Source organism: Pseudomonas sp. LFS044 (assembly GCF_047978245.1).
GTDB lineage: Bacteria > Pseudomonadota > Gammaproteobacteria > Pseudomonadales > Pseudomonadaceae > Aquipseudomonas.
Genome location: NZ_JBFPFX010000013.1, coordinates 38,932 through 59,955 on the forward strand (window position 1 = coordinate 38,932; position 21,024 = coordinate 59,955).

At 63.3% G+C, this 21,024-nt stretch carries 20 protein-coding genes; 13 read left to right on the forward strand and 7 right to left on the reverse strand.

The window, feature by feature from the left end:
* Positions 1-2: 2 nt before the first annotated feature.
* Both ACNQPL_RS13055 and ACNQPL_RS13060 read right to left on the reverse strand, forming a co-directional pair.
* Positions 3-881: a formylglycine-generating enzyme family protein gene (locus tag ACNQPL_RS13055; protein WP_346615617.1), complete on the reverse strand. Its 879-nt coding sequence runs from the start codon at positions 879-881 to the stop codon at positions 3-5.
* Positions 878-2,254 carry a dipeptidase gene (locus ACNQPL_RS13060; protein WP_346615618.1) on the reverse strand — a complete coding sequence of 459 codons (1,377 nt, stop codon included), beginning with the start codon at positions 2,252-2,254 and terminating at the stop codon, positions 878-880. The genes ACNQPL_RS13055 and ACNQPL_RS13060 overlap by 4 nt, the downstream gene beginning before the upstream one ends.
* A gap of 147 nt (positions 2,255-2,401) precedes the next feature.
* On the opposite strand from ACNQPL_RS13060, the gene ACNQPL_RS13065 reads away from it, so the two are divergent.
* Positions 2,402-4,009: a PvdJ/PvdD/PvdP-like protein gene (locus ACNQPL_RS13065; RefSeq protein ID WP_416466972.1), complete on the forward strand. Its 1,608-nt coding sequence runs from the start codon at positions 2,402-2,404 to the stop codon at positions 4,007-4,009.
* Positions 4,010-4,050: 41 nt separating this feature from the next.
* Here the strand turns inward: ACNQPL_RS13065 and ACNQPL_RS13070 are convergent, their stop codons facing one another.
* The 4 genes from ACNQPL_RS13070 to azu all read right to left on the reverse strand — a co-directional run bounded on the left by ACNQPL_RS13070 (position 4,051) and on the right by azu (position 9,221).
* Complete coding sequence (locus ACNQPL_RS13070) at positions 4,051-5,454, reverse strand: efflux transporter outer membrane subunit (protein ID WP_416466973.1); 1,404 nt, start codon at positions 5,452-5,454, stop codon at positions 4,051-4,053.
* A gap of 3 nt (positions 5,455-5,457) precedes the next feature.
* A complete protein-coding gene (locus ACNQPL_RS13075; RefSeq protein WP_346615621.1) occupies positions 5,458-7,425 on the reverse strand; it encodes a MacB family efflux pump subunit in 1,968 nt (655 codons plus the stop codon).
* A 2-nt stretch (positions 7,426-7,427) separates the two neighbouring features.
* Positions 7,428-8,615: an efflux RND transporter periplasmic adaptor subunit gene (locus tag ACNQPL_RS13080; RefSeq protein WP_416466974.1), complete on the reverse strand. Its 1,188-nt coding sequence runs from the start codon at positions 8,613-8,615 to the stop codon at positions 7,428-7,430.
* Between the two features lie 156 nt (positions 8,616-8,771).
* Positions 8,772-9,221, reverse strand: coding sequence for an azurin (azu, locus tag ACNQPL_RS13085; protein WP_416466975.1), 450 nt, complete (start codon positions 9,219-9,221; stop codon positions 8,772-8,774).
* Positions 9,222-9,432: 211 nt separating this feature from the next.
* On the opposite strand from azu, the gene ACNQPL_RS13090 reads away from it, so the two are divergent.
* From ACNQPL_RS13090 to ACNQPL_RS13110, 5 genes are all read left to right on the forward strand, one after another.
* The gene (locus ACNQPL_RS13090; RefSeq protein ID WP_346615624.1) at positions 9,433-9,921 is read left to right on the forward strand and encodes a sigma-70 family RNA polymerase sigma factor; all 489 of its coding nucleotides are present in this window, start codon (positions 9,433-9,435) and stop codon (positions 9,919-9,921) included.
* 172 nt (positions 9,922-10,093) lie between these two features.
* Positions 10,094-10,573 carry a histidine kinase gene (locus ACNQPL_RS13095; RefSeq protein ID WP_346615625.1) on the forward strand — a complete coding sequence of 160 codons (480 nt, stop codon included), beginning with the start codon at positions 10,094-10,096 and terminating at the stop codon, positions 10,571-10,573.
* Between the two features lie 66 nt (positions 10,574-10,639).
* Entirely contained in the window at positions 10,640-11,965 is a 1,326-nt protein-coding gene (locus ACNQPL_RS13100; RefSeq protein ID WP_416466976.1) for an MFS transporter, read from the forward strand.
* A gap of 92 nt (positions 11,966-12,057) precedes the next feature.
* Positions 12,058-12,327 (forward strand): type II toxin-antitoxin system MqsR family toxin, encoded by a 270-nt coding sequence (locus tag ACNQPL_RS13105; RefSeq protein WP_346615627.1) that lies wholly within the window; start codon positions 12,058-12,060, stop codon positions 12,325-12,327.
* 2 nt (positions 12,328-12,329) lie between these two features.
* Positions 12,330-12,731, forward strand: coding sequence for a type II toxin-antitoxin system MqsA family antitoxin (locus tag ACNQPL_RS13110; protein WP_346615628.1), 402 nt, complete (start codon positions 12,330-12,332; stop codon positions 12,729-12,731).
* Positions 12,732-12,799: 68 nt separating this feature from the next.
* Here the strand turns inward: ACNQPL_RS13110 and ACNQPL_RS13115 are convergent, their stop codons facing one another.
* The gene (locus tag ACNQPL_RS13115; RefSeq protein ID WP_346615629.1) at positions 12,800-14,464 is read right to left on the reverse strand and encodes an electron transfer flavoprotein-ubiquinone oxidoreductase; all 1,665 of its coding nucleotides are present in this window, start codon (positions 14,462-14,464) and stop codon (positions 12,800-12,802) included.
* A gap of 556 nt (positions 14,465-15,020) precedes the next feature.
* Between ACNQPL_RS13115 and ACNQPL_RS13120 the strand changes: the two genes are divergently transcribed.
* The 7 genes from ACNQPL_RS13120 (at position 15,021) to ACNQPL_RS13150 (ending at position 20,949) form a co-directional block, all read left to right on the forward strand.
* Complete coding sequence (locus tag ACNQPL_RS13120; protein WP_346615630.1) at positions 15,021-15,770, forward strand: electron transfer flavoprotein subunit beta/FixA family protein; 750 nt, start codon at positions 15,021-15,023, stop codon at positions 15,768-15,770.
* The gene (locus tag ACNQPL_RS13125) at positions 15,771-16,715 is read left to right on the forward strand and encodes an electron transfer flavoprotein subunit alpha/FixB family protein (protein ID WP_416466977.1); all 945 of its coding nucleotides are present in this window, start codon (positions 15,771-15,773) and stop codon (positions 16,713-16,715) included.
* A 78-nt stretch (positions 16,716-16,793) separates the two neighbouring features.
* Complete coding sequence (locus ACNQPL_RS13130; RefSeq protein WP_416466978.1) at positions 16,794-17,615, forward strand: substrate-binding periplasmic protein; 822 nt, start codon at positions 16,794-16,796, stop codon at positions 17,613-17,615.
* A 9-nt stretch (positions 17,616-17,624) separates the two neighbouring features.
* Entirely contained in the window at positions 17,625-17,978 is a 354-nt protein-coding gene (locus tag ACNQPL_RS13135) for a DUF4398 domain-containing protein (RefSeq protein WP_416466979.1), read from the forward strand.
* Positions 17,975-18,787, forward strand: a complete 813-nt coding sequence (locus ACNQPL_RS13140; RefSeq protein WP_346615634.1) for an OmpA family protein — start codon at positions 17,975-17,977, stop codon at positions 18,785-18,787. The genes ACNQPL_RS13135 and ACNQPL_RS13140 overlap by 4 nt, the downstream gene beginning before the upstream one ends.
* A 199-nt stretch (positions 18,788-18,986) precedes the next feature.
* Positions 18,987-20,429 (forward strand): PLP-dependent aminotransferase family protein, encoded by a 1,443-nt coding sequence (locus tag ACNQPL_RS13145; RefSeq protein ID WP_416466980.1) that lies wholly within the window; start codon positions 18,987-18,989, stop codon positions 20,427-20,429.
* Positions 20,430-20,493: 64 nt separating this feature from the next.
* Complete coding sequence (locus ACNQPL_RS13150; protein ID WP_346615636.1) at positions 20,494-20,949, forward strand: hypothetical protein; 456 nt, start codon at positions 20,494-20,496, stop codon at positions 20,947-20,949.
* The last annotated feature ends 75 nt before the right edge of the window (positions 20,950-21,024 follow it).

Genomic DNA, 21,024 nt, shown 5'->3' on the forward strand with positions numbered 1-21,024 from the left:
GGTCAGTGCTGGCCGTTGGCGTCGAGCTCGCGGGCTACGCGAAAGCCCAGCCAGTCACCGCGGACGTCCGGTTCGCGCTCGTTGCGGTTGCCCGAACGCGAGAAAATCGCCGGTTCGCTGTAGTCGTTGCCGCGGATCTGGCGATGTTCGCAACTGCCGCCGGTGGTCCAGGCGCTGCCGTCGGTAGGGGCGCCGACGTAGTCGGTGTGCCAGCAGTCTTCCACCCACTCGTAGACATTGCCGTGCATGTCGTACATGCCGAAGGCGTTGGGCGGGAAGCTGCCGACTGGCGAGGTGAACGAGAAGCCGTCGGTTGGCCCGTAGACGTTGGCATGTTTGCTGATCGTATATTCCCCTTCCTTGTCGAACGGGAAGGGGAACGAACCCTTGGAGCCGGCGCGGGCAGCGTATTCACGTTGCGCTTCGCTGAGCATGCGGTAGGGCTTGCCGGTGGTTTTGGCCAGCCAGGCGATGTAGTCGCGGGCCTCGAACCACGTCATGCACACCGCCGGCTGGCGCGGGCCCTGGGCGTAGTGCGGCTTGCCGTTCTGGCACAGGCGGCCGGGGCGGTGGTCGCCGTCGGGCAGTACAGTGCCGGTGGCTTTGGCATACGCTTGCCATTGCTCGGCGGTGATGGTGAAGCGGCTGACCGCGAAGGGGCGCGCAAAGGTCACTGTGTGCAGCGGGTTTTCGTCGTCCTGCTTGCCCACCTCGTCATCGGGGGTGCCCATCACGAAGCTGCCGGCGGGCAGCACCACCATTTCCGGGCAGTTCTTCTGGCAGTCGGTGAATACCTTGCCGGGTTCGCTCGGGTCGGCGGCGAATGAGTGGGCCGACAGCGAAAGGCAACCTAGGGCAAGTAGCAGGTCAAGGCGTTTCATGGGTGTCCTTGTAGTTGAGCGACAGGAGAGTTGGCCGGCTTGGCGGCCTTCTGGACGGTGTCCCACACGCGCAGGAAGTTGCCGCCCCATAGTTTGGCGATGTCTTCATCGGAGTAGCCGCGCTGTATCAGCTCAGCGGTGACGTTGCGGCTCTCGCCCACGTTCTGGTAGCCGATCACGCCGCCACCGTCGTTGAAGTCCGAGCTGATACCGACGTGGTCGATGCCAATCTTCTTCACCGCGTAGTCGATGGAATCGACGTATTCAGCCAGGGTGGCTTCGGGTTCCTGGCCCAGGATGTCGTAGAAGGGGGTCAGGAATTCGCCGAACTTCTTCTCTGACCAGATCGAGAACACCGGGTCGGTGGTGGTGCCCATCTGGGTCTGGTTCTGCACGTCGGGCAACCCGTAGCGTTCACGCAGGGCGTTCATCCTGGCGATGGCATCGCGCGAGAAAGGCTTGAGGTATTTGGAATAGGCGACGATGTTGACCAGGCCGTCGGTGGCTTTGATGTGGGCCAGGTCGGCGTCGCTGAGGTTGCGGCGGATGTCCATCATGCCCTGCACGCCGGTGTGCGAGGCGATCACCGGTGCGCGGCTCAGCTGGGTGACCTGGGAGAGGGCCTGGCTGGACATCTGCGAGACGTCGATGACCACGCCCAGGTCGTTGAGCTTGGCTACCGCGCGGCGGCCCAGCGGCGACAGACCACCCAGCGGGTCGAGCGAGTCACCCAGGAAGGGTAGCGGGCGTGCCGAATCCACCCAGCTGTTGTTGCCTACGTAGCCGGGGCCGAATACCCGTACGCCGCGCGCGGCCCACAGGTCGAGTTTGTCGACGTCGTCGCCCAGCGGTGCGGCGTTGAGCATGCTGATGACGATGGCAAACTTGCCTTCGTCGGCCAGGCGGCGGAAGTCTGCCGGGGTGTAGGCAATGCCGGCCTGATTGGGGAAGTCCCGGGCGATGCCGGTGATGATCTTGTAGCGCACCTCCAGTTCATTGGCCATGGCGGCCTGGAAGCCGGCGGTGGGGCGGTGCGGCCAGTTGGGCCCGCTCCAGAACTCGGGCCATGACCAGATGGCGATCGAGGCGCCGCGCAGGCGCGCCTTGCCGGCCTTGACCAGATCGAACTGGGTAGGCCCGTCACGGTTGGCTTCGCGGCCGTCGGTGCCATAGCTCAGGGGGACGTCCAGGTGGGCGTCAAGCGCCAGGATGCGCTCCTGCAGGGCGTTGGCCCGCTGCACGATGTCCCGGCTGTAGGGATGCGCCGGCAGGTACACCCAGTACCACCAGGCGCCGGCACCCGCAGTGGCCAGCAACAAGGCCAGGGCCAACAGCCAGGGCCACTTGCGCGATAGAAGAAGGTGTTTCGTCATTGCCATTTCGACCCGACTGGACGACGGCCCCATGCCGTTCGAACTTGTTGGGTGATACGAGTCGATGGCGGAAGAATTTACCAAACGCCTAAATCGTCCTTGTGACCGTTCGTTTCCGCTGGAGTAGTCACGTCATGAGTACAGTGGATGAAGGTGTCACGCCGAGGAATGCTGGCAGGGCTTGTGGCCGCCGGTGTAGCGCTGCCTGCGGGTTATTACGCCTGGCAGAAATGGGACGAGGCCCAGGAGGCCGAGCTCAGTTCCGACGAGCCGGCGGTGCCGGTGGACGATGTACCCAATGCACTGCTGGGTGAGCGCCTGGCGGGGATCTGGGAGTGGCACCTGGTGGAGGGCGAATCGGCGCTGCGTGAACTCGCCCAGCCGTTGGAGCTGCTGCTGGACGTAGGGCAGGGCGCGCGGGCCGTGCGCGGCTACCTGGGGCGACCGCCCTACGGCGACGGTTTTCAGGTATACGGGCCGTTGGCTGCCGAGCGGCTGCCGCACCTGCGCTTGCAACTGGTCTCGGCCGGTGGCCAGCGTTATGACTGCGAAGCGGTGCTGGATGAGATCTGGGAGGGCTGGAGCCAAGGTGGTGGCGGCGCGACCATCAGCGGCCAGGTGCGCCCTGCAGGTACCCAGCCCGGTTTCTCCGGGCCCAAGGGGCGGTTCGTCGCCAGTCGTCGGCCCTTCGTGCCTGCGCGTGAACGGCTCGCCTATGCGCCTGAGCTGCACGAGCAGCTGATTTCGCCGGGCTGGCGCTACTTTCATCAGTTGTGGCACGCCACCCGCGACCGCTGGCACCGTATCGACGAGTCACGGCGCCAGGCCGTGCGTGCACTGGGCTGGCAGGCCGGGCCCCTGGGCAAGGAACGCAATGCCCGCGGTCATGATCGTCACCGCAACGGTTCGGGCGAGGATTTCCTGTTCATGCATCGGCACATGCTGCAGGGTGTGCGCCAGGTGCAGGACCTGCGCTCGTGGGCGAGCCTGCCAACCCCGCGCCCCTACGTGGGCGAGAACGTGCAGGCGTTTGCCGACTACATGAACAACCTTACTGGCTACAGTGTGCCGCCGTGCTGGCAGGCTGACGACGATGACGCGTTCAATCAGTGGCTGTACTACATCAAGAGCCGTGAGGGCCTGTACGCCAACTTCCAGCTGTGGGAGTCGCAATTGCATGACCCTGCATACCTCAGCACGCTGTGCCTTGGGGAGCTGGGCTCGCGTATCGAGTTGGGTATTCACGACTGGCTGCACATGCGCTGGGCGGCCATGGGCCAGGACCCGAACACGGGCTGGCCAATGGCCTATGCGCGACGTAACTATGATTTTTCCGAGCGTTGGTTCGGGGCCGGCAACGACTTTCTCGGCGACCCGTTTTCCTCCCATGTGAACCCGGTGTTCTGGGCGTTCCATGGCTGGATCGACGACCGTCTAGATGACTGGTTCCTGGCCCATGAGCAGGCGCACCCAGGGGAGGTGCGACGCTTGACCGTCAACGGCATTCCCTGGTTCGCGCCAGGGCGTTGGGTGCGCGTGGCGCAGCCGTGGCTGGGGCCATCCAGCCAGGGTTGTGGTGCCTGGGGCAAAGGCAATGGTGGCGGTAGCGAGCTGGATATCGAAACCATGAAGCTGGCGTTACAAGTGATCTTCAGCCCCGAGCAGGAGGCTGATCGCTTGATGAAGCGCGTGCCGCCGAGCCGGCCATGGTTTGCCCAGTATCTGGCGCCAGGGCCGCGCAAGGATGGGCTGTAGCCGCAACACGCGCGATGCCAGCCGCTGCTACGCCAGGGGCGTCACAGGCGCTGGGTGGCCCAGCCGCCGCCCAGGGCTTTGTAAAGCGCCACGCTGGCCTGCAGGCGATCCCTGCGCAGCAACACCCGCTCGGCCTGGGCATTGAACAGGCTGCTTTGTGCCTGCAGCACGCTGAGCAGGTCTTCTGCACCTGCACGGTAGCGGCTTTCGGCAAGGTCGAAGGCGCGTTGCGCCTGCTGCAGTTCTTGTTGTTGCCAGCGGGCCTGACGGTCCAGGCCATCGACGCTGTTGAGCGCTTTTTCGACCTCGCCGAAGCTGGTGATCAACACCCCACGGTAGGCTTCCAGTAGTTCTTCCTGGCGCGCCTGAGCTTTGTCGCGTTCGGCGCGCAATTGGCCGTTGTTGAAGATTGGCGCGGTCAGGCCCGCCCCCAGATTGAGCACCGGGTTACGCAACAGGTCAGCGACCTGGCGGTCGCCGGTGGCCACGCTGGCGCTCAGGGTCAGGCTTGGAAAGAGCGCGGCACGTGCCACGCGCACGTCGGCCTGGGCGGCGGCCAGGCGTGCCTCCGCAGCGGCGATGTCGGGGCGGCGTGTCAGCAGCTGGCTGGGGATGCCGGCATCGATCGCGGGCCCCTGCATCTGCTCGAAAGGCAAGTCTTCCAATTGCAGGTTTTGTACGGGCTCGCCCAGCAAGGTGGCGAGGGTGATCAGCGCGTCGCGGGCTTGCTGGTGGTAAAGCGGCAACTGCCGTTGCTGGCCAGCAACCAGGCTTTGCTGCTGGGCCAGCTCCAGTGCGGTGGCGGAGCCGGCCTGGTGGCGGGCGCGCACCACGTCGAGGACTTTCTGCGCATTGCCCAGGTTCATCGTGGCAATTCGGGTTTGTTCGCGCGCGGCCAGGGCTGCAAGGTAGGTGTCGGCCACCTGGCCTGCCAGGCTCAGTTCGAGGGTATCGCGATCCCGTTCGCTGGCCTGGAGGCTGTGCCGGGCGCTGTCGCGAGCCGCGGCGTTGCGCCCCCAGAAGTCCACTTCATAGCTGGCCGTGAGTGCCGTACTGAAATAGTGGTAGGTACGCTCGCTGCTGGAGGCGTCCAGTTCGCTGTAGCCCTGGCCCTTCAACAAGCGCTGGCGATAAGCGTCGGCGCTTGCATCGAGCCGGGGCAGCAGCGTGCCGCCGGCGACCCGCACATCGGCACCTGCCTGGCGTACCCGCGCCATGGCCGCTTTGAGGTCGTAGCTGCCACTGCGGCTCTGGTCTATCAGCCGTGCCAGCTGCGGGCTGTTGAAGCTCGCCCACCATCGTTCGAAATGTGCGGCCTGCGCCTGGGGCGCGGCTGGGCTTTGCCAGCTGGACGGTGGCGCGATAGCGCTGTCCACGGGCGTGTTCTGGGTGCAGGCGCCGAGCAGTGCCAGCAGGGGGATCAGGGCATATGGGGCTTTGGTCATGGGTCATTCACTGGACAGGGCGGCAACCGGGTCGAGCCCGGCGGCCTTGCGGGCTGGCATGAAACCGAAGATCACACCGGTGGCGACCGAGCAGGCGAAGGCGCCGAACATGGCCAGGGTGGAAAAGGCCACGGCTACCTTCGCCAGGTTCAGGCCGGCGCCGATCAACAGTGCCAGGGCCACGCCTGTCAGGCCACCGACCAACGACAGCACCACGGCTTCAGTCAGAAACTGGCGCATTATGTCGCGCTGACGAGCCCCGGTGGCCACGCGAATGCCGATCTCGCGAGTGCGTTCGCGCACCGTCATCAGCATCACGTTCATCACGCCGATGCCGCCCACCAGCAGCGAGATGGCGGCGATGGCTCCGAGCATGAGCGACAGGCCGTTGCGCGTCTGGGCCTCGGCCTGGATCAAGGCGGCGCTGTTGTCTATCTCGAAGTCCTGCACACCATCATGCAGGGTGGTCATCAGGCTGCGGATGGCCTGTTCCGCCTCCTGGACCAGGGTGCTGTCGGTGGCGGCGATGATCACGTACTCGGGGTGCTCGACACCGGACAGGCGAATACGTGCAGCCGAGTAGGGGATGGCGATGCGCAGATCGTTGCGCTGGTTGGCGCCGCTGGAGCCTTTGCTGGCGAGCACGCCAATGACCTGAAAGGGCACGTTCTCCACCAGAATGTAGCGGCCGATCGGGTCCTGACCGTCGCTGAAGAGTCTTTTGCGAACCTCGGAACCTATGACTGCGACGGCGGCGCCGGACGCCATGTCGTTGTCGTCGAAAAAGCTGCCTTCGGCCACCGGCCAGTTCAGGATCGCCGGAAAAGCCGGGCTGTAGCCGCCGATGGTCGAGGTCATTTCACTGTTGCCGTGGCGCACCTCGGCCTGCAGGGTGGTCGCGGCCATGATCGATTTGACCTGGGGCAGTTCAGCCAGCGCCTGTACGTCGCTGAGGCGGATATTGCCTGGCGGTGCACGCGGGGTGGCGGGAGCACCGTTCATGAACATGATGTTGGAGCCGAAGGCGCCGATTTGCGCCATTACCTGGCGTTTGCTGCCTTCGCCCACCGCCAGCATTACCACTACCGACGCCACGCCGATGATGATGCCCAGCAGCGTCAAGGCGGTGCGCATACGGTTGGTCCACATCATCCGCCAAGCGGCTACCAGGGCATCGCGGGTTTCGGCAAGCCATGGGCTGCGCGCCTGGTGGGCGTGCGCCAGGCGCTGGCGCAGCGTGTCGGCCTGCAGGGCGCCGGGGTTGGCAGGTGGGGGCGGATTGCCGGCAGCACTGTCGCTGACCACCTCGCCATCGCGTACCTCGATGATGCGTTGTGCGCGGGCGGCGACCTCTCGGTCGTGGGTAATCAGGATCACCACGTGGCCTTGCCGGGCCAACTCATCGAGCAGGGCCATGACCTCGGTGCCGCTGTGGCTGTCCAGCGCGCCGGTGGGCTCGTCGGCGAGTATGATGTGCCCGCCGTTCATCAGTGCCCGGGCAATCGACACGCGCTGCTGCTGGCCACCGGACAACTGCCGTGGGCGGTTGCCAATGCGCTCGCCCAGCCCCAGGCGCTGCAGCAAGGCCTTGGCGCGGGCGGCGCGTTCAGCAGCGGGGGTGCCAGCGTAGATGGCCGGCATCTCGACGTTTTCCTGGGCAGAAGCCGAAGGGATCAGGTGGTAGCCCTGGAATACAAAACCAAAGGCTTCACGGCGTAGCCAGGCCAACTCATCGTCGTTGAACCCGGCCACATCTTCGCCAGCGAAACGGTACAGGCCGGCGCTTGGCCGGTCCAGGCAGCCAAGGATGTTCATCAGGGTCGACTTGCCGGACCCCGAGGTGCCGATGATGGCGATGAATTCCCCGGCATGAATGGCCAGATCGATGCCACGCAGTACCTCCACGGTGGGGCTGTCGCCACCGCCATAGGCCTTGCGGATGCCGCACAGCTGAATCAGCGGTGTGCTCATGGTCAGCCTCCGCTGCCAGTGGGGCCGATCAGCAGCCGATCGCCTTCCTTCAAGCCGTCAATGATCTGCACCCGCAGGCGGTCACTGAGCCCGGTGCGCACGGCGCGCTGCTGTACCTGGCCGTTGTCGGCCAGGACCTGGGCAGTGCGCTGGCCAGGTTCATCGGGCTTGCCTTGCAGCGCGGCGACCGGCGCGGTCAGGACGCCCTGGGCGCTGCCGGCGACGAAGAAGATCTGCGCGGTCATGTCGGCCATCAGTGTGTTGTCGGTGTTGTCGACATCCAGCAGTACGGTGTACAGCACCACGCGCCCGGCACCACTGCCGGTGCCGCTGTTTGCACCGGCTGCCGCCGGGCTGCCGCCGCCCTGGCTGAGCTGGTCCAGCGGCTTGGGCGGGATGGGCAGAATTTGCCGTACCGTGCTCGGCCAGCGCCGATCGCCGCCACTGAGGGTAGTGAAGTAGGCTTGCATGCCCACCCTGACCTGGCCGATATCGGCTTCCGACACCTCGGCCCATACAGTCATCGGCGATAGCCGTGCAATACGCAGGATCAGCGGTGTGCGCTGTTGGGCGTTGAGCGTCTGGCCCTCACGGGCGTCGAGCGCCACCACGGTGCCGCTCATGGGCGCATAGATGCGCGTATAGCCCAGTTCGGCCTGGGCACTGCGCAGGGTGGCTTGGGCCTGGAGGATTTGCGCCTGGTACATGTGGACGCGGGCCTGGGTTGTCAGCACCTTGGCCTGAGCGGTCTGCACGTCCTCGTCGCGGGTGGCGCCATCGGCGGCCATGCGTTGTTGGCGCTGCAGTTGCTGCTTGGCGAGCAGGTGTTCGGCCTGCTGTTCCTTGACCTGGGCCTTCAGGGTTTCGATTGCGTACCGTTCGGCGTCCAGTTGCGCCTGTTGCGTAGACGGGTCGATTTCCACCAACAGTTGGCCCTGCCTGACCACGTCGCCCACTTGCACGTGCAGCGTGCGGATTTGCCCGGAGGCTTGGGCACCGACATCCACATACTGACGCGGTTGCAGGGTGCCCAGAGCGGTAACGCTGGACTCGATATTGCCGCGCGCTACGCGCACGAAGGGGCGCTGGTCCGCCTCACCGGGCAGTAGATGCCAGGCCGCCGTGGCAGCCAGCGGAACGAGGCAAAGCATGACGATTGCAGCACGGCGGGTGAGGCGAAGGTGGATCATGCAGGGGTCCGGCCAGTTGGGGAGACTGCCGGTTAAACGAGGGTGAAGAGGCGAAATTTAGCCCGGTACGATTCAAGTGGATGGGCGCCTCGCGCAGCTTGCAAAGCGCGTGCCCCGTACCCGTAGCAGAATGCCCTTCGGGTGGTTCGCTGCGGGTCAGTCGCTGACGGTCAGGGTGCCTTTCATCACTGTGGCATGGAAGGGGTAGGAGCAGAAGAACACGTAGTCATCGCCCTGTTTCAACGCCTTGGTGTCGAATGTAACCGATGCCTCTTCATTGCCGCCTATCAGCTTGGTGTGTGCAATCACCCGGGCATCCCCCGGCTGGATGTAGTCATTGCTTTGGCCTGCCTTGGCGCCGTCGTCGGCGACGGCCTTGAGGTCATCCTTCCTGGTCAACACCCAGTTATGCCCCATGACGTTTTTCGGCAGGGTGCCTGGGTGTTTCAGGTTGACCGTGAAATGCTCGCAACTGGCAGGCACGGTGATGGTCTTGAGGTCGTAGGTCATCTGGTCGGTGCCGTGAATGGTCACCGAGCATTGCGGGTCAGCGTAAACAACACCTGAAAGCGTCAGTGCAGCCAGGGCTGCGGCAGTGCGAAGCATGGTCTATCTCCATGAATGAACGGACGGCGCCACGCGTGGGCGCCAGCCTGAAAGGCGGGCACCCATGCAGGTCACAAATAGACGAAGGCGAAGGCAGTCGATTTAGCCGCGACCACGCCAGTGCCTCAAGTTGCTGAGAATCATTGTAATTTGTAAGATTGCGCGCTGATATCATCCCCAGTACGACGCGCTTCACCGCTGGCAGGAGGCCTTGGGTACCCTCATGGAACACTACTATCGCGAACTGGTGAGGTTTCTGTCTGCACGCATGGGGAGCCGCGAGGCGGCCGAGGACGTGGCCCACGATACCTATCTGCGGGTGCTGGAGCGTGCCGGCGGCGAGCAGATCGCACACCCGCGGGCGTTTCTGTACCGTATTGCGCTTAACCTCGTCGTTGACCGTCACCGCCGCCACCAGGTGCGTATGGCCGCGCCGTTGGAGGCAGTTGATGTGCAAGAGGCGGATGTCACTCAGCAGTTGCAGCATGACCTGCAACGCGACCAGCGCCTTGCATTGATGCAGAAGGCCCTGGACGAACTGAGCAAGCCCTGCCGCGACAGCTTCCTGTTACGCAAGCTCGACGGCCTGTCACACCAGCAGATTGCCGATCACCTGGGCATCTCCCGCAGCCTGGTGGAAAAGCACATCGTCAACGCCATGAAGCATTGCCGCGTGCGCATGCGCCAATGGGAATCCTGAAAAAGCGGTGAAAGGCCGGTGAAAATTCTGTGTGCTGGCAACTTGATTTCTAGATGTTTCACGACAACTATCTAACTTGACCCCTCCAAGTGTTCAGCCTTGGTGGTTGCCTGTTGCCGGCGCAGTTTGGTCAGGGAGCGTGCCCTATCTACCTGACTGCCCAGGTCCGCCAATGACCAACAAGACCCTGCGCATCCTGATTGCCGACGAGCACCCGTCCCAGCGCTTGCAGCTGGAAAGGCTGCTCAATGGCCTGGGCTATTACCGGATCGCTCCGGTCGAGTGCTTCGATGAGTTGCAGCGCCTGGTGCACTGCGCGCTGCAGCCATTCAACCTGCTGGTTGGCAATATCGAGCTGGCCAGCCATGCCGGTGTCGACCTGGCACGATTTTGCCGGGTCAGCACGCAGATCCAGCATGCCCTGCTGTACCACTCCCGCCAGTTGAAGGTGCCTGCCGTGCCGCAGACCGAGCGCCAGGCGGTGAACGTCAGCCTGCCGCAGGTGCCGGACAACGAGGCCCTGGAGGCCTTCATGGCGATCATCGACGCGCCGGTCGTGGTCGGCAAGCTGGCCTTGCCGCCCGGCCTCGCCAGCGGCGGGCCACCGGCCTACCCGCGCAGGAACTTCGCCCACACCGTGTTCAGCCGATAGCGGGGGCGGGCAGGGCGGCGAGTATTTGCTATCCTCCTGCCCTTTGCCGATTTGCGGACCCTTGTCATGACTGCCATCGATACCGCTCGCCCGCCCCGGTTCAGCCGCGGCGACCACCGGACCCTGGGCCTGGCGGCGCTGGGCGGCGCGCTGGAAATCTACGATTTCATCATCTTCGTATTCTTCGCCCTGACCCTCAGCCAGCTGTTCTTCCCGCCAGAAATGCCCGAGTGGCTGCGCCTGCTGCAGAGCTTCGGGATTTTTGTCACCGGCTACCTGGCGCGGCCGCTGGGCGGCATTCTCATGGCGCACTTCGCCGACCACCTGGGGCGCAAGCGGGTGTTCAGCCTCAGCATCCTGATGATGGCCCTGCCGTGCCTGCTGATCGGGGTGATGCCGACCTATGCCGACATCGGCTACGCGGCGCCGCTGATCCTGCTGGGGCTGCGCATTCTGCAGGGCGCCGCAGTCGGGGGGGAGGTGCCAAGCGCCTGGACCTTCGTTGCCGAACATGCCCCGCACGGGCGGCGCGGCTATGCCCTGGGCTTCCTGCAAGCCGGCTTGACCTTCGGCTATCTGCTGGGTGCGCTGACCGCCACATTGCTGGCGCAGGCCTTTACCGCGCAGGAGATTCTCGATTACGCCTGGCGTTATCCCTTCCTGCTGGGCGGGGTGTTCGGTGTGATCGGCGTGTGGTTGCGCCGTTGGTTGAGTGAAACACCGGTGTTTCTGGCCTTGCGCGAGCGTCAGCAGCAGCCGGTGAAGTTCCCGTTGCGGCGCGTGCTGGGGGGGCACCGTCGGGCGCTGATCCCGGCAGCGCTGCTGACCTGCGTGCTGACCTCGGCAGTCGTGGTGCTGGTGGTGATCACCCCGACGGTGATGCAGCAGCGCTTCGGCATGACCGCCGGGCATACCTTCGCCCTGAGCAGCGTCGGCATTGTCTTCCTGAACATTGGCTGCGTGCTGGCCGGGCTGCTGGTCGATCGCCTGGGCGCCTGGCGTGCGCTGATGATTTACAGCCTGCTGCTGCCGCTGGGCATCGGCGCCTTGTATGCGAGCCTGGTGGGGCAGTGGGGCCTGACCTGGCTGGCGTATGCGCTGGCGGGGCTTTCTTGTGGTGTGGTGGGTGTGGTGCCGTCGGTGATGGTCGGGCTGTTCCCGGCCGAGATCCGGGTGTCGGGTATTTCCTTCACCTATAACGTCGCCTATGCCCTGTGGGCCAGCACCACGCCGTTGGCGTTGATTGCACTGATGCCGTGGAGCCCGTGGGTGTGTGTCGGGTTCTGTCTGATCATGGGGACTGTCGGGTTGCTGACAGCGGTGTATTTCGGGCGCCGCGAGCCATTGGCGTTCGCGGCGGAACCCATGCCGATCATGTGTGGTGACAAATGACCCACTAAGTGTTTGCGGGTGGTGAGGCAGACTTTCAGGTGGAGGCTATTGGATAACCTATTAGCCAAATTTACCTAGAAGGTTAATTTCTCATGGAAAAGAGAACGCCTCATTGCCCGCTGGAGCGGGTATGGGCATTGATTGCGGCGCGGCGCATTCGCACGACTAGCACCGCATTGCAGGGTGCTCAGGCTTCTGGAGTGGATTACCCATGCATGCTCGAGGTCATCATGAGTTTTAAGCGCACGGATTTCCACAAGAGCATGACCAGCCATGTCGATCGTCGAATTTGGCAGGAAAGCGTCTACCTCAAGCTGTCCGTAATCGACGACGTGCTCATCGTGTCTTTCAAGGAGCTGTGATCATGAGATGTCCTATTTGCGGTGGTGCGGAGCTCGCACCTGACACCCAGGATATGCCGTATTGCTACAAGGGTGAGACGACGCTGATCCCTGATGTCAGTGGCGATTATTGTTCTGTCTGTGGCGAGTCTGTACTGGGCCATGATGAGGCCATGCGTGTCAGTAACCTGATGTCGGCTTTCAACCGTCAAGTGAATGCTATGGCGGTCGATCCTGGATTCATTACCTCGGTGCGCAAGAAATTCGATCTGGACCAGCGCGAGGCTGGGGAAATTTTCGGCGGAGGGGTGAATGCCTTCTCACGTTACGAAAATGGCAAAACCAGGCCGCCAGTGGCTTTGGTCAAACTGTTCAAACTGCTGGATCGTCACCCCGAGCTGTTCGAGGAAGTCAGGACTGCCTGACACTGCACATACGAAAAAGCCCCCTTACCGCGAGGTCAGGGGGCTTTTTGCTGCCGCATCGGCAGGGCTTACATGTTCGGGTAATTCGGCCCACCTGCGCCTTCAGGGGTAACCCAGGTGATGTTCTGGGCCGGGTCCTTGATGTCGCAGGTCTTGCAGTGCACGCAGTTCTGCGCGTTGATCTGGAAGCGCTTGTTGCCGTCTTCCTGGGTGACCACTTCGTACACGCCCGCCGGGCAGTAACGCTGCGCCGGCTCGTCGTACAGCGGCAGGTTGCTGGCGATTGGGATACTCGGGTCGGTCAGCTTCAGGTGGCAGGGTTGTTCCTCTTCGTGGTTGGTGCTGGAGAGGAATACCGAGCTGAGCTTGTCGAAGCTGAGCTTGCCGTCCGGTTTCGGGTAGTCGATCTTTTTCGAATCCGCGGCCAGCTTGAGGCAGGCGTAGTCCGGCTTGGTATCGTGCAGGGTGAACGGCAGCTTGCCGCCGAACCAGTTCTGGTCCACATAGTTGAACGCGGCGCCCAGCAGCGGGCCGAACTTGTGCATGGCAGGGCCGAAGTTGCGGCTGGCGAACAGTTCTTCGTACAGCCAGCTGGCCTTGAAGGCGCTGACGTAGCTGTTCAGCTGGTCACCACCTTCGCTGCCGGCGATCAGGGCGTCGGCCACCGCTTCGGCGGCGAGCATGCCGGACTTCATGGCGGTGTGGCTGCCCTTGATCTTGGCCACGTTCATGGTGCCCAGGTCGCAACCGATCAGTGCGCCACCATTGAAGACCATTTTCGGCAGCGAGTTGATACCGCCCTTGGCCAGGGCACGGGCACCGTAGCTGATGCGCTTGCCGCCTTCGAGGTACTGGCTGATCACCGGGTGGTGCTTGAGGCGCTGGAATTCATCGAACGGCGACAGGTACGGGTTGGCGTAGGACAGGTCGACGATCAGCCCGACCACCACCTGGTTGTTTTCCAGGTGATAGAGGAACGAGCCACCGGTGTTGTCCTTGGCCACCACGTCCAGCGGCCAGCCAGCGGTGTGCACCACCAGGCCCTGCTCGTGCTTGGCCGGGTCGATTTCCCAGATTTCCTTCAGGCCGATGCCGTAGTGCTGGACGTCGGACTCGCTGTCGAGGTTGAAACGCTTGATCAGCTGCTTGCCGATGTGGCCGCGGCAACCTTCGGCGAACAGGGTGTACTTGGCGCGCAGTTCCATGCCGGGGGTGTACAGGCCGTCCTTCGGGTTGCCTTCACGGTCGACGCCCAGGTCACCGGTGACGATGCCGCGAACCACGCCGTTGTCATCGATCAGCGCTTCCTGGGCGGCGAAGCCCGGGTAGATTTCCACGCCCAGGTTTTCCGCCTGCTGGGCCAGCCAGCGGCACAGGTTGCCCAGCGAAATGATGTAGTTGCCCTGGTTGTGCATGGTCTTGGGCACGAACAGGTCAGGCACCTTGGTCGAACTGCCGGCATCCTTGAGCACGTAGATGTCGTCGCGCTTGACCTCGGTGTTCAGCGGCGCGCCGAGTTCCTTCCAGTCGGGGAACAGTTCGTTCAGGGCGCGCGGCTCGAACACCGCGCCGGAGAGAATGTGGGCGCCGACTTCGGAGCCTTTCTCGACCACGCAGACGCTGATTTCGCTACCGGCTTCGGCGGCCTTCTGCTTCAGGCGGCAGGCGGCTGACAGGCCTGCCGGGCCAGCGCCGACGATGACCACGTCGAATTCCATGTATTCGCGTTCCACTGGTTCTCTCCTACTCATCAAGGCTGGTGCTGTTGCTTTGTCTTATGGGTGTGGGGTGATCATGCGCACCGCGCTTCACGGGAGCGGAGCTGTAGCAGCGCAGAGGATGGACTACACCGTTTTGTCTTGGCCGCGCATTATATCTACACCACTTGGCGGGTCCAATACAAACGTTTGTTTGAATTTGCCGCAGGCCAGTAAAATCACAGGAACGCGGCTGGAGGGTGACCGATTTGCCGTATTGACCGGATTGGGTGTTGCGGTCAAGATACGAGCGGTTTTACGTTCGCCGTAGGCTTATCGCCGGGCGCAGGTACACCTCTAAAAACCAGGTGTGGAGCAGGGCTTTCGGGCCAGATCACGGTTTGTAGTGGAGTTTACACGCCACCACAGAAAATGACCCGCAGCTATTTGCCGCAATGGTCTGAACAAGACTGATTGGTCACGCTGAAGTTTGCGCCCCCCGGCACGTTTTTAGAGGTGCCCTTGTACCCACGCGCATCGCCGGGCATAGCCCCAGGCGACTATCTATTCACCGGAGAGTAACGAGGAATCCATGAAGGTTCTTGTAGCTGTCAAACGAGTGGTCGACTACAACGTCAAGGTTCGCGTCAAGGCGGACAACTCCGGCGTCGACCTTGCTAACGTCAAGATGTCCATGAACCCCTTCTGCGAAATCGCCGTGGAAGAAGCCGTACGCCTGAAAGAGAAGGGCGTGGCGAGCGAGATCGTCGTCGTCTCCGTCGGCCCGACCACTGCCCAGGAGCAGCTGCGTACTGCGCTGGCACTGGGTGCCGATCGTGCCATCCTGGTCGAAGCCGCCGATGAGCTGAATTCGCTGGCCGTGGCCAAGGCGCTGAAAGCCGTTGTCGACAAAGAGCAGCCGCAGCTGGTCATTCTCGGCAAACAGGCCATCGACAGTGACAACAACCAGACCGGCCAGATGCTGGCCGCGCTGACCGGCTACGCCCAGGGCACCTTCGCCTCCAAGGTCGAGGTGGCTGGCGACAAGCTGAACGTCACCCGTGAAATCGATGGCGGCCTGCAGACCGTATCGCTGAACCTGCCAGCGATCGTCACCACCGACCTGCGCCTGAACGAGCCGCGCTACGCGTCGCTGCCGAACATCATGAAGGCCAAGAAGAAGCCGCTGGAGACCGTCAAGCCTGACGATCTGGGCGTTTCCCTCGCCTCCACCAACAAGACCCTGAAAGTCGAAGCGCCGGCTGCACGCAGCGCGGGTATCAAGGTCAAGTCGGTGGCCGAACTGGTCGAGAAGCTGAAGAACGAAGCGAAGGTAATCTAAATGACTATCCTGGTTGTCGCTGAATACGAGAACGGTGCCGTAGCCCCGTCCACCCTGAACACTGTCGCCGCAGCCGCCAAGATCGGTGGTGATGTGCACGTGCTGGTCGCAGGCCAGAACGTCGGTGGCGTTGCCGAATCCGCTGCCAAGATCGCTGGCGTTGCCAAGGTGCTGGTGGCTGATAACGCCGCCTACGCCCACGTCCTGCCGGAAAACGTCGCGCCGCTGATCGTTGCTCTTGTTGAACAAGGCGGTGCCAACGGTTACAGCCACGTGCTGGCCCCGGCCACCACCAACGGCAAGAACATCCTGCCACGCGTTGCCGCGCTGCTGGACGTCGACCAGATCTCCGAGATCATCTCGGTCGAATCCGCCGACACGTTCAAGCGCCCGATCTATGCCGGTAACGCCATTGCCACCGTGCAATCGAGCGCTGCGGTCAAGGTCATCACCGTGCGTACCACTGGCTTCGACGCCGTGGCCGCCGAAGGTGGCTCGGCCGCTGTCGAGGCCGTTGGCGCTGCGCACAACGCCGGTATCTCCACCTTCGTCGGTGAAGAACTGGCCAAGTCCGACCGCCCAGAGCTGACCGCTGCCAAAATCGTCGTTTCCGGCGGCCGCGGCATGGGCAACGGTGACAACTTCAAGCACCTGTACAGCCTGGCCGACAAGCTCGGCGCCGCCGTGGGTGCCTCGCGCGCTGCGGTCGACGCAGGCTTTGTGCCCAACGACATGCAGGTCGGCCAGACCGGCAAGATCGTTGCGCCGCAGCTGTACATCGCCGTCGGTATCTCCGGCGCGATCCAGCACCTGGCCGGCATGAAAGACTCCAAGGTGATCGTTGCGATCAACAAGGATGAAGAAGCGCCGATCTTCCAGGTGGCCGACTACGGCCTGGTCGCTGACCTGTTCGAAGCGGTTCCAGAGCTGGAAAAGCTGGTCTGATCCGCCTGCTTCACTTATAAAGAAGCCCGGCCCTTGTAACGAGGGCCGGGCTTTTTTTATGCGGGCAAGGAGTAAGGGATGGCGTTTCGCGAAGCAGGCAAGGTGCTGGCATGCACGGTGGCGATGCTGTCGCCGCTGGCAATGGCGGCAGGCAAATGTGAGCGCCTGGTGGCTACCGGCAGCCCGGATGCCCCGCCTTATTCCTGGCAAGACCCGAAAGACCCTGAACACCTCATCGGCGCCAACGTCGACCTGTTGCGCCAGGTGGCCGGCGAGCTGGGCGTGAAGGTGGAGGTGTTGAATGCCGGCAGGCGCGACCAGGCGCTGGAAGAGGTGCGCAGCGGGCGCATGGACCTGCTGCTCGATACGCCCATGCAAGTGGAGCAGCTGACTGCACTGGACTACATTCACCCGCCCTTGCAGCTCAACGAATACCTGGTCTGGACGCGACATGACGCCGAGGTCGACTTCGACGGCCCAGCGGACCTGGCGAAATACCAGGGCACGCTGTCGGAGCGCGCCCGCCTGACCCCCGCCTTCAGCGCCTTTGCCAAGGCGCAGCTGAAGCTGGTGCCCGCGCAGAACCTGACCCAGGCGTTTCAAAAACTGGTGCTGGGCCAGGTCGATTATGTGCTGGCCGGACGCTACTCGGGCATGGCCATGACCCAGAGCCTGGGCATGAGCAACGACCTTATCGCGCGCGGCCTGCCGGTGGATCGCCCAGGGCTGTACCTGGCCGTCTCGCACAACTCGGCGTGCAATGACGCGTGGTTGCGTGGGCAACTGGCAAAAAAACTGACAGAATTGCCGATCTCCGGTGCGTCTGAAGCCGTGCTGCAACGCAATGTCGAGCGCTGGAAAGCGCAGATGCACGTGCAGGCGGATGCCCCCAAACAGTAGGAAGAGTGCGTGAGAACCCAATCACTGATCCTTGCCGTGGCCATGCTCGGCCTGGCCGGCTGCGCCAATGACCCGGCGCCCAACGAGCAGATGCGTATTTCCGAGCAGGCGCTGGAACAGGCCAAGGCGGTCGGTGCCACCGACCAGGTCGAGGAGCTGAAGCTGGCCGAAGACAAGCTTGCCCGGGCCAAGACCAATATGCTGACCGAAGACTACCGCGACGCCCGCATGCGGGCCGAGCAGGCCGAGCTGGATGCGCGGCTGGCCGAAGCCCGTGTGCTTAACCAGAAGAGCGACGAGCAACTCGACGCGCTGCAGGCTCGGGTCAAGCGCTTGCGCAAGCAGCTGGAGGTGCAGCCATGATGCGCTACAAGCCAATGGCCGCTCTGGCCCTGCTGGCACTGACCGCCGGGCTGCAAGGTTGCGCCAGCCAGCGCAGCGAGTCCGCGCTGGATGACGCCGCCACGGCGTTCCAGAAGGTCAAGGATGATTCCGATGTGCTGCGCAGCGCGCCGCGTGACGTGATCCGTGCCGGTGAATCGCTGGCCCGCGCCGAACGCCTGTCCAGCTACATCGGTACAGGCACCGACGTGCGCCACTATGCCTACTTGAGCCAGCGCTACAGCGAGATCGCCAGCGAGCACGCCAAGCTGGCGCTGAATCAGGAGCGCCTGGCCAAGCTCGACCTCGAACGCCAGCGCCTGCAACTGGCCCTGCGCGAGGCCAAATTGGCCAGCGTGCAGCAGCAAGGCAAGTGGGTCGAGACGCAAATCGCCGCGTTGGCCTCGGAGCAGGCTGACCGCGGGTTGGTGATGACGCTGGGCGATGTGCTGTTCGACACCGGCCGCGCCGACCTGAAGAACTCGGCCAGCCGCACCGTGCTGAAGCTGGTGCAGTTCCTGCAGCTCAACCCTCGTCGCGTGGTACGGATCGAAGGTTACGCCGACAACACGGGCGCGCCGGAGGACAACCTCAAGCTATCGCGTGATCGGGCGCAAGCGGTGGCCGATATGCTGGTCGATCTGGGCATCAACGAAAAACGTCTGCAGGTTGAGGGGTATGGCGATCAGTATCCGATCGAGGCCAATGCCTCCGAGCGGGGCAGGGCGCAGAACCGCCGGGTCGAAATCGTCTTTTCTGACGAAAAAGGCAAGCTGGCGCCAGCGCGCTGATCATTGAAAGAAAGGGGCTGCGTTGCAGTCCCTTTTTTTATCGGCGCGTGACGTGTTAATCGTTTAGACAGGTGTTACGCAACGGTATTGTCGACTATTCTGCAATCTGTCCCAGTACACTTCGCAACTGTTACGGTATTCTCTGTCGTCAGTGAGTCGCACAAGAACAACGAGCCCGTCCGCGCGTCGAGATATCGCCATGACCAACCTGCTGTTGTACCAGCGTATCGCCCAGCAACTGGCCGATGACATCCGTCGTGGTGTCTACCAGCCAGGGGAGCGGGTACCGTCCGTGCGCAAGATGAGCGCTCAGCTCAATGTCAGCCATGCCACGGTGCTGCAGGCCTATGCCAATCTCGAGGATCAGGGGCTGATCCGCGCCCGGCCGCAGTCGGGCTACTACGTGCACCAAACGCCGGCGCTGACCGCGCAGACACCCGACATCGCCAGGGTCGAGCGCCCCGGCCTGGTGACCCGGGCCAGTATCATCCAGCAGGTATTGACCGAGGCGCGTCGGGATGGCGTATTCCCCTTCGGGGCCGCCGTGCCCCATGTCGATTACTTGCCGGTGCGCGCCCTGCATCAGCAGATCGCCAAGGTCACCCGGTTTCACAGCCCGCGTGCGTTCAGCTACATGTTCAGCCCAGGTTTCGAGCCACTGCGCCGGCAGATCGCCATACGCATGCGCGATGCCGGCGTACTGGTTGACCCGCGCGAGGTGATCGTCACCCATGGCTGTGTCGACGCGCTGCAGATGTCGCTGCGCGTGCTGACCCGCCCGGGTGATCTGATCGCCGCCGAGTCACCCACCTATTACGGCCTGCTGCAGTTGGCCGACCTGCTCGGCCTGAAGGTCATCGAGATTCCCAGTGACCCGTCTACCGGCATTAGCCTGGAGGCCCTGCAGCTTGCAGCCAACCAGTGGTCGATCAAGGCCCTGGTGCTGACCTCGCGCCTGAGCAACCCACTGGGTGGCACCATCCCCGAAGAGCGGCAGAAGCAGTTGCTGCGCCTGGCGTCGGACTTCGACATACAGATCGTTGAAGACGACATTTATGGCGAACTGATGTTCGAGCAGGGCAAGACCAAGGCGCTCAAAGCATTCGACCGGCTGGACCGGGTCATCTACTGTTCGAGTTTTTCCAAGACGCTGTCGCCCGGTGTGAGGGTTGGCTGGATGGTGGCGGGGCGCTACCAGGACGAGATCCAGCGGTTGCAGACCTTCACCACGCATTCCGCGTGCAGCGTCACGCAAATGGGGGTGGCGGCTTACCTGGAAAACGGCGGCTACGATCGCCACCTGCGGTTTATCCGTCAGGAGTATCGCAAGAACCTCAGCGCTTACCAGCTGGCGGTGCAGCAGCACTTCCCGGAAGGCACGCAGATGACCCGGCCCACGGGTGGGTTCATCCTTTGGGTGAGCCTGCCGGGAAGGGTCAATACGCAGGACTTGCACGTGCGCGCGCTGGAGCAGGGTATCAGCATCGCGCCGGGGCTGATCTTCAGTAATACCGAGCAGTTCAATCACTGCATCCGGCTGAACTGTGGCATCCCGTGGAACAAGGAAGCCGAGCGGGCGGTGATGACGCTCGGGCTGCTGGCACAGCAATTGTGCAGGGAGTCGCAACCCTCACTTTTGTAAGGCTTGCCAGGCGCGGGCGGAACGGAGAGCATACGCACATTTCCTGCCTTGCTAGCCGGTGTCCATGAAACTGTTGCGTTGTATTGCCTTGATCGTCTGCCTTGTGCCGTTTGTTGCGCTTCCTGGCGTATCCCAGGCGGCGCAGCCTGCGGTTCAAGCGCAACAGGGCAAGGCGGCTGCAAAGCCTGCGACCAGGCAGCCAGCCAAATCCAAACCCAAGCCGAAAGCCAAGGTGGCACGCAAGCCGGTCAGCAAGGCGGTGGCCAAGCCGCTGCCGAAAGCCAAACTCGACCTGAGCCTGCCGGCTGATATGGTCGATGACCTCGAACCCAGCGTCGGCAACTCTGCCAACCGCCGCAAACCTTTGCTGCCCGCCATGTTCACCGAAAAGCCACAAAGCGACGACAGCCCGTTCCAGCTCAACGGCCGGTTGATCAGCAACGAAATGCAGTTGCAGATGCGCAACGATAGCCGCCGTGATGTGGAAGGCGCGGCCATCGACTTCGAGTTCCGTCAGTAGCCAGCGGTAACTGACTGTTGAGTCACGGCCGATTTCATCAGGCCAGCAATTTCAAACGTATGTTTGAGCGGTTAC